Annotated in this window: 7 protein-coding genes; 1 reads left to right on the forward strand and 6 read right to left on the reverse strand. The window is 54.0% G+C overall.

Features of this window, described 5'->3' with window-relative positions; genetic code table 11:
* The coding region (locus ACLQ7H_RS26120; protein WP_411755187.1) for an ElyC/SanA/YdcF family protein at positions 1-422 on the forward strand (422 nt) is incomplete at its 5' end.
* Between the two features lie 86 nt (positions 423-508).
* Here ACLQ7H_RS26120 and ACLQ7H_RS26125 read toward each other — a convergent pair.
* From ACLQ7H_RS26125 to yeiB, 6 genes are all read right to left on the reverse strand, one after another.
* Positions 509-1444, reverse strand: coding sequence for an IS110 family transposase (locus ACLQ7H_RS26125; RefSeq protein ID WP_411755188.1), 936 nt, complete (start codon positions 1442-1444; stop codon positions 509-511).
* 480 nt (positions 1445-1924) lie between these two features.
* Positions 1925-2935, reverse strand: coding sequence for a galactose/methyl galactoside ABC transporter permease MglC (gene mglC / locus ACLQ7H_RS26130; protein WP_411755189.1), 1011 nt, complete (start codon positions 2933-2935; stop codon positions 1925-1927).
* An 11-nt stretch (positions 2936-2946) separates the two neighbouring features.
* A complete protein-coding gene (mglA, locus tag ACLQ7H_RS26135; protein WP_411755190.1) occupies positions 2947-4455 on the reverse strand; it encodes a galactose/methyl galactoside ABC transporter ATP-binding protein MglA in 1509 nt (502 codons plus the stop codon).
* 127 nt (positions 4456-4582) lie between these two features.
* The gene (gene mglB, locus ACLQ7H_RS26140) at positions 4583-5575 is read right to left on the reverse strand and encodes a galactose/glucose ABC transporter substrate-binding protein MglB (protein WP_411755191.1); all 993 of its coding nucleotides are present in this window, start codon (positions 5573-5575) and stop codon (positions 4583-4585) included.
* A gap of 252 nt (positions 5576-5827) precedes the next feature.
* On the reverse strand, positions 5828-6865 hold the full coding sequence (galS, locus tag ACLQ7H_RS26145; RefSeq protein ID WP_411755192.1) for an HTH-type transcriptional regulator GalS: 1038 nt from the start codon (positions 6863-6865) through the stop codon (positions 5828-5830).
* Positions 6866-6994: 129 nt separating this feature from the next.
* Positions 6995-8176, reverse strand: coding sequence for a DUF418 domain-containing protein YeiB (gene yeiB, locus ACLQ7H_RS26150; protein WP_411755193.1), 1182 nt, complete (start codon positions 8174-8176; stop codon positions 6995-6997).
* Between the last annotated feature and the right edge of the window lie 232 nt (positions 8177-8408).

Here is an 8408-nt window from a genome sequence, read left to right on the forward strand (position 1 = left end):
TTGCGCCTAGCGATATCGTGCTCGACTACGCCGGTTTCCGTACTCTCGACTCCATCGTCCGTACGCGCAAAGTGTTCGATACCAACGACTTCATCATCATCACCCAACGTTTCCACTGCGAGCGCGCGCTGTTTATCGCCCTGCATATGGGCATCCAGGCGCAGTGTTATGCGGTACCTTCGCCAAAAGATATGATGACGGTGCGCGTACGCGAGATCTTTGCCCGCCTGGGTGCCTTGACCGATCTGTATATTCTCAAGCGTGAGCCCCGCTTCCTTGGCCCGCTGATCCCGATATCTGCAATGCATAAGGTGCCGGAAGATGCACCGGGTTATCCGGCAGTGTCTCCGGAGCAGTTGGTGGAGCTGGAGCATAAACTGGCGGCAGAAAAAGCCAAGGCGCAGCAGCAGAAGAAGAGCTGAGTTTCACCTCACGCTTCAGCGATCGCCCCTCACCCTAACCCTCTCCCAAAGGGAGAGCAGCTGTGTTTAAAGTCAACGGGTGATGATTAATTTGTCACCCATTTTTTATTATCCCGTAGCATCGCATTCAGGATGGTTAGCAGCTTTCTCACACAAGCCGTCACCGCCACCTTGAACGCTTTTCCACGCCCGGTCAGGCGCTCGTAGAACTCCCGGATTGTTGGGTTGTACCGCACTGCTGACAAGGTCGCCATGTACAGCGCTGAACGCACCGCGCTTCGCCCTCCCCAGATACTTCGCTTCCCTTTCATTTTTCCACTGTCGTGGGCGTAAGGACACACACCTACCAGCGCACTTATCTTGTGCCGATTCAGCGTCCCCAGCTCCGGCAACATCGCAAGAAGCACCGCCATCGTTGTCGGCCCGATACCTTTGACCTCCTCCAACAACGTTGCCTTTTCCTGCCACAGAGGCATCACTTTTATTTGCCTGTCGATGTCGTCATCTGCATCTCTGATTTCAGCAGTCAGCCAGTCGATATGCCGCTTGATACCTGCTGAGACCACCACGTCATCGCAGCTTTTGTAGCGGTTTATCTCCATGGTCCGGTTATCGACCAGTTGGCGACGACGGGTTACCATCCCCGCCAGACGTTGCGTCTGTTCGTCGGGCGTAGGACGGGCTTCAGGCTCCATTCTCCGGCCAAACTCGCAGATGACACGGGCATCATTCGGGTCGGTTTTGTACAGGGTCCCTAACGCACGAGCGAAGTTTTTCACCTGGCGTGGATTGACCACGGCCACGGCTAACCCAGCCAACTCAAGCGTGGCGGCCAGCAATGAGTGATATCGGCCAGTCGCCTCCATCACGACAAGCTTAACGGTGATGACAGAGAGCGAACTCAGCAACTGCTGATGGCCTTCCGGTGTGTTATCCAGATGCAGAAGCTGACGAGTTGAGTCGATGTATACGTCAAAAGTGTCTTTGGCAATGTCGATACCGACGGTTGCATGTTCAGTCATTTCAAGTCTCCCGGCCTTGTAAGATACGGGCTGGCTGATGCCGCCCTGGCAGCTGTTCGGGTTAACAGGAAAACTGACGCCACGCCATAAGCTCTCCCGCGGGCTTGTTGTCCCAGAGGGGAATCGGGCTGTGGCGTCAGGTACTACTCGGTTAAAGTCTACCCACCTTTGGGGGGGTAATTAAAGTACCTTTAAACATACAAGGGGACCGTGCGTGCCACAGATTAACTCCTGCGTCTGACCACAACACCGACGTCTGACCACAACTCCGAATGCGTAAGCGAGCGCAGCATGGCCACAGATAAACTCCTGTGCCTGAACGCAGCTCCGTACTGCCCCCTCTCCTTTTTGGGGAGAGGGCTGGGGTGAGGGGGAACAGCGACGACTGGAATAACACGAAGATGGCATATCTGCCGTGTTACATAGCAAAAGCAAAACGGCCAGCAGATGCTGGCCGTTATCGTATAGCGCAAAACAACCTTATTTTTTCTTGGCGTACTTCAGGGAGTCCAGCGCTACCGCGAAGATGATAATGCTGCCCTTGATAATGTATTGCCAGTAAGGGTTCACGCCGATATAGGTCAGGCCGTAGTTGATGACGGTAAAAATAATCACCCCGGTCACCACGCCCAGCACCGTACCTACCCCACCGGCAAACGACACCCCGCCGACCACACAGGCCGCGATAGCATCCAGCTCATACATAAAGCCGAGGTTATTGGTGGCGCTACCGATACGGCCCGCTTCCAGTAACCCGCCAAAGGCATAGAACACCCCGGACAGCGCATAGACCATGATCAGGTTCAGCGGGACGTTGACGCCAGAGACTTTCGCCGCCTCCGGGTTACCGCCGATGGCAAAGATATTTTTGCCAAAGCGGGTTTTATTCCACAGCACCCAGACAAAGATAATCGCAATAATCGCATAGAAGGTGATGTACGACAGCTTGAAGTCGCCGAATCGCAAGAACCCCTGGGCAAAGGTGGAGAATTTCGGATCGAAACCGGCCACCGGTGAAGCCCCCACGTAATCGTAATACAGGGAGTTAATCCCATAAACGATGATCATGGTGCCCAACGTGGTGATAAACGGCGTCACGTTAAGGTAGGCGATAATCAAGCCGTTAACCAGGCCAATCACCGCACCCACGGCGCAAACCAGCAAGATCACCAGTGGGATCGACCAGGTTTCCATTTGCGGGAACACTTTGTTGACGTTATCCATCGATTGCAGCAGGGTCGCGGCAATTACCGCGGCCAACCCTACCTGACGCCCGGCGGAAAGGTCTGTCCCCTGCGTGACGATCAGCCCGGCCACGCCCAGCGCAATGATAATACGCACCGAGGACTGGGTCAGGATATTACTTAGGTTCATCAGGCTTAAAAAGGTTGGGTCCTGGATAATAATAATCGCCAGTAACACCAACAGGACCAGATAAATGCCACCCTCTTTAAAATAGGTGAACAAGGTTTTTTTATTCAGTGCGCTCATAATTACGATCCTTAAAGATGCAAGGAGGCTAGCCGCAATATTTCATTTTGCGAGGTCTGTTTGGTATTCACAATGCCCGCAACCTGACCATTACTCATCACCAATATTCTGTCGGTAATTCCCAAAAGCTCCGGCATTTCGGAAGAGATTATAATGATCCCCTTGCCCTTCTTCGCCAACTCGGTCATTAACTGGTAAATTTCAAATTTGGCCCCCACGTCGATACCGCGCGTTGGCTCATCCATCATCAGGATTTCCGGCTGTGTCAGCAGCCAGCGGCCAATGATCACCTTTTGCTGATTACCGCCGGAAAGCGAACCGATATTGGTATGGTGGCCCGGCGTTTTCACCCGCATGGCATCGATCACCCATTGGGTATCGCTTTTCATCCGGCTGTTATCCAGCAGGCCCAACTTGTTTTTGTATTGACGGATATTGGAGATCAGCGAGTTAAAGCCAATATCCAGATAGGCATAAATACCGGTGGAACGACGCTCTTCCGTCACCAGGGCAAAACCGTGGTTGATGGCTTCGTTAGCACTGTTATTGTTGATATTTTTACCGTGCAGCTTGATAGTGCCGGCCACCTTCTCGCGGATGCCAAACAGGGTTTCCACAATGTCGGTGCGCTTGGCGCCCACCAGCCCGGCAATGCCCAGGATCTCCCCCTGATGCAGATCGAAAGAGATATCGCGGATCGAAGGCTGGCGCAAAGAGGTCAGGCCTTTCACCTCTAAAATCACCTCACCCGGCGTATTCTGACGATCGGGGAAACGCTGGCTCAGCGAGCGCCCAACCATCATCGAGATAATCTTGTCCATATCCAGCCCTTCCAGCGGCTGGGTGGCGATCCATTGGCCGTCGCGCAGAATGGTAATCTCATCGCACAGCTGGAAGATCTCTTCCATCTTGTGCGAGATGTACACGATGCCGCAACCGCGCTCTTTCAGCTTACGGATAATGGTGAACAGATGATTCACCTCCTTCTCGGTCAGAGAAGAGGTTGGCTCATCCATAATCACAATTTTAGCGTTGTAGGAGAACGCCTTGGCAATTTCGATCATCTGCATCTGGGATACCGACAGCGTGCCGACTTTGGCGCGGGGATCGATATCGATATCCAGTTCGTCGAAAATTTCCTTGGTGTCTTGGTACATCTTGTCCTGATCGACAAACAGCCCTTTGGTGGGGTAGCGCCCCAGCCACATGTTGTCCATCACGGTACGTTGCAACACCAGGTTCAGTTCCTGGTGCACCATCGAAACGCCCTGCTCCAGCGCTTCTTTGGAACTCTTGTAATCGACCTCCTGCCCCTGAAACAGGATACTGCCGGAGTCTTTTTTATAAATGCCAAACAGGCATTTTAATAAGGTGGATTTTCCGGCGCCGTTCTCCCCCATTAATGCATGAATGGAGTTTGGACGTACGCGTAAATTCACATTGTCTAATGCCTTTACGCCGGGAAACGACTTACTGATATCCGTCATTTCCAATAGCCACTCACGAGAGTTTTCGGCCATAAATAGTCCTGGCTAATTCTGGAACCGGCACTCTCCCAAGCTGGCTGGCAGCAGTGGAGAATTAACGGGTTCTTCTAATAAGTTCCCCCACTGAGAAAACAGTGGGGGCATTTCCATCTCTCTCGGTTTATTTCACAAACTGAGACAGGTTATCTTTATCTACGCCCACGTAAGGAATACGCACGATTTTATCGACGATCTTCCATTGGGTGCCGTCAGCGGCAGGTTTGCCCGCGGCCAGGTTCTTCGCCAGATCGAAGGTCGCCTTCGCCTGATTGTCGGCATCGTTCAGCACGGTACCGGCCATCGCCCCGGATTTCACCAATGCCAGTGCTTCTGGCAGGGCATCGACACCAAAGACCGGAATGCTGCTCTTGTTATGAGCTTTCAGGGCTTCAACCGCACCCATGGCCATAGCGTCGTTGTTGGCGATTACTACTTCGATCTTGTTGGCATTAGGGCCAGACAGCCAGGCGTCCATCTTGTCTTTAGCCTGAGCGGTATCCCACATCGCGGTGTCCATCTGCAGTTGCTGAGTCTTGTCGCCTTTTTCATTCAGCGTTTTGATCACGTAGGTGGTACGCGCTTCTGCATCCGGGTGGCCCGGCTCACCTTTCAACAGCACATATTGGATCTGACCGTCTTTGTTCAGATCCCAGGCTGAGTTGGCTTTCCAGTGTTTGGCAATCAGTTCGCCCTGGATCACGCCAGACTCTTTAGAGTCGGTACCGACGTAATAGGCTTTGTCGTAGCTATCCAATGCCTTGCGAGAAGGTTCTTTGTTGTAGAACACCACCGGGATATCGTTAGCGCGCGCCTTGTCAATCACCACCGGAGCGGCAGCCGGGTCCACCAGGTTGATCGCCAGCGCTTTGACGCCTTTGGCAATCAATACGTCAATCTGGTCGTTCTGCTTGGACTGGTCATTCTGTGAGTCATTCATCAGCAGCGTAACATCCGGAGAAGCCTTGGCATCTTTCTCGATCGCCTTACGCACCACCGACATAAAGTTGTCGTCATATTTGTAAATCGTGACGCCAATACGGGTATCTGCATGCGCAGCAGCGCCAAACATCATGCTTGCGGCCAGCGCGGCCAGGGTGAAAACCTTCTTGTTCATTGTCTGTCTCCGGTTTGTAGAGGGTCGTACTCGGTATTAAGCCCCACAATGCACACAGTTGGGCCTGGCAGTTTCAAATGAATTCCTGTCATCCGTGTTGCTTGTTATTCCTGTGATGCTGTGTCAGCGCCAGATTAAAAGCTTGGCTGGCAAGAGCCTTTGCGCTGGAAAACGACTAGAGCATAGACGGCACTATGTTAATAATCTGTGAATTTTCTCACAGATTGAAAACGGTTACACAATATTAAATGTTCAGAGAGTGACCGAAGCCTCACTTTGCCATGGCGCAACAGAGTGGCGGCGTACCAGCGTCGGCATGAACAGGTGTGAAGCCTGAGGTTCGAGCTGCCCGGCAGCGCCCTTCAGCGCCAGCTCGGTAGCCAGGGTGGCCATAGAAACGATCGGATAACGGATGGTGGTCAGCTTGGGGCTGGTGTAGCGGGCAATGGGGATATCATCGAATCCCACCAGCGAGAAGTGCTGCGGCACCGTGATACCGTTTTCTTTCAGCACCGCCATCGCACCGGCTGCCATGGCGTCATTATAGGCGAACACGGCGCTCAGGTGCAGGTTGCGGCCCAGCAGTTCAACCATCGCCGCTTCACCGCCTTGCAGATCCGGTGAACCATAGGCCCGCCAGCTATCCGGCGGGGAAAAACCTGCCGCGGCCATCGCCTGGCTATAGCCTTGTTGGCGCAACGGGCCGTCTTCGATGGGGTGATCGGAGCCCAGATAACCGATCCGCTGATGCCCCTGCGAAAGCAGCAAGCGCATGGCAACTTCAGCGCCAAACACATTGTTCAGGCCAACGCAGCGGTGCTCATAGCCCGTTACAATTCTGTTAATTAACACCATGCCCGGTATCTGATCCATAAAGGCGATCAATTCCGCGTCACCCAACGCTTTTGCGTGAACAATCAAGGCATTGCAGCGTTGACGGATCAATACCTCGATGGCATGGCGCTCTTTGTCTGCCTGATGGTAACTGTTGCCGATCAGCAGATATTTGTGGTTTTGCTGCGCCACCGTGTCTACCGCTTTCACTAACGCGCCGAAGAACGGATCGGAGACATCCATCACCACCACGCCCAGCGTTTCACTGCTCTGGGTCGCCAATGCCTGCGCGTTGGCATTTGGCCGATAACCCAGTTCCGCCACCGCCTTCAGCACCTGTTCGCGGGTCTCTTTGCTGGTCATAGCACTGTTGTTCAGCACTCGCGAGACGGTAGCGACGGACACACCCGCACGCTTCGCCACATCGCGAATGGTGGTTGAATGCACAGAATTCATGAAACGTCCCGAGGTCGACAGAGTAGACAGTGGCGCTATCCTACCCCGTTTGTCATCCTACTCAGCGTGAATTCCGTCACAGGAAAGAAAACGTTTACATACATTTTTTTAACCTACCTGCGCCAGATCTCATTTTGTCGGCTGATGTAGGCTTTCGCCTGCAGCGAGGGAAGTCAGCTTGCGCCACAGCCATTCCATCGGGCCCTGTGCGAAGTAATGCAGCCACAGCGTGGAAAACAGCAGGTTGGCCAGCCACACCAGGGGAACGATCGCCAATAGCTGCAAACGGTCAAGCTGCTGATAGAGGCCAAAACGATAGAACAGCATGCTGCAAATCAGGGTTTGCAGCAGGTAATTGCTTAACGCCATCCGCCCAACCTGGGTTAACCAGTGGCTGATACGCAGGCGGGAAAGCGTTGGCCAAAAACCGTAGACCAGAGCCAGGTAGCCAATAGCCTGCAGCGGCGAACCCAACTCACGCGGCACCTGCAGCAGAAAACCGCTCCAGCGATAATCCCAATTCAACTGCCACTGTAGCAGCACACCGGGCAACTGGATCAGCAATGAAAGCGGTATCAGCCAAGCGGCTTGACGGCGGTAGTAAGCGGGTGAATAGCTGTTACGCAGCCAACCGCTGCGCATCATGCCTGCGCCAAACAGCATCAGCCCGGCCAGTTGCCAGCCATACTGCGCACCGATGGCTATCAGGCTGGAAGAGAGCAGATCCAGGCGGCTGCGCCAGGCTTCCGGCCCGCCTTGCTGCTTCCAGAATTTCTCATACTGCAATTCGGCCACGCTCGGCTGCCAAAAACTGCCCGGCTCACCGTGAGAGATAAACCCTAGCAGCAGCAACACCGCCACGCCGATCAGATACAGCACCGCACCGGTTTTCAACAGGGTGAAGGTATTCTGTGCGTCACGGATCATGCGCCAACACACCAGGCCGATCAGCCCGTAGGCCAGCAGGATGTCCCCATCCCATAAGAAAATGGCGTGCCCCAGGCCAAACAGGACCAACCAGGATAACCGGGCGCGGATCCAGACTTTGCCCCGCCGTAACAGCAGTTGCAGACCGGCACCAAACAGCAGAGCAAACATGGCCAGGAACTTGACCTGAGCGAATAGATCCAGCAGTGCCCAGGTCCAGACATCGCGTGTGGAAGGTATACCCAGATAGGCGGGGTTAAGGTAAGCGGCTTTCGGCAAGCCAAATGCGCTGATATTCAGCAACAGAATGCCAAGGATGGCGATACCGCGTACACAGTCCAGCGTAGCAATGCGGGGTAGCGGTGGAATTGGATTAGCGTTCATTTTGTCCCGCGGTAGTTCAGGCCCCTCACCCTAACCCTCTCCCACAGGGAGAGGGGACCGATCGAGTTCGCTGTTTTTTCTGTGTAATACCCTCGCTTTCGTTTTACTTACTCCTCACTTACCGGAGCAGCACAACCTCATCAAAAAACGCCGGGCAGCTCCCTCTCCCTGTGGGAGAGGGTTGGGGTGAGGGGCAGCCATCAACCGTGATGGTGACGCACCGCACGCAGGA

It is taken from the genome of Serratia sp. (in: enterobacteria), from assembly GCF_046715635.1.
GTDB lineage: Bacteria > Pseudomonadota > Gammaproteobacteria > Enterobacterales > Enterobacteriaceae > Chania.

Excerpts from the sequence above, each read along its gene's own strand:
- mglC (WP_411755189.1), bottom strand. The coding sequence starts at position 2,935 with ATGAGCGCACTGAATAAAAAAACCTTGTTCACCTATTTTAAAGAGGGT.
- mglA (WP_411755190.1), bottom strand. The coding sequence starts at position 4,455 with ATGGCCGAAAACTCTCGTGAGTGGCTATTGGAAATGACGGATATCAGT.
- ACLQ7H_RS26125 (WP_411755188.1), bottom strand. The coding sequence starts at position 1,444 with ATGACTGAACATGCAACCGTCGGTATCGACATTGCCAAAGACACTTTT.
- mglB (WP_411755191.1), bottom strand. The coding sequence starts at position 5,575 with ATGAACAAGAAGGTTTTCACCCTGGCCGCGCTGGCCGCAAGCATGATG.
- yeiB (WP_411755193.1), bottom strand. The coding sequence starts at position 8,176 with ATGAACGCTAATCCAATTCCACCGCTACCCCGCATTGCTACGCTGGAC.
- galS (WP_411755192.1), bottom strand. The coding sequence starts at position 6,865 with ATGAATTCTGTGCATTCAACCACCATTCGCGATGTGGCGAAGCGTGCG.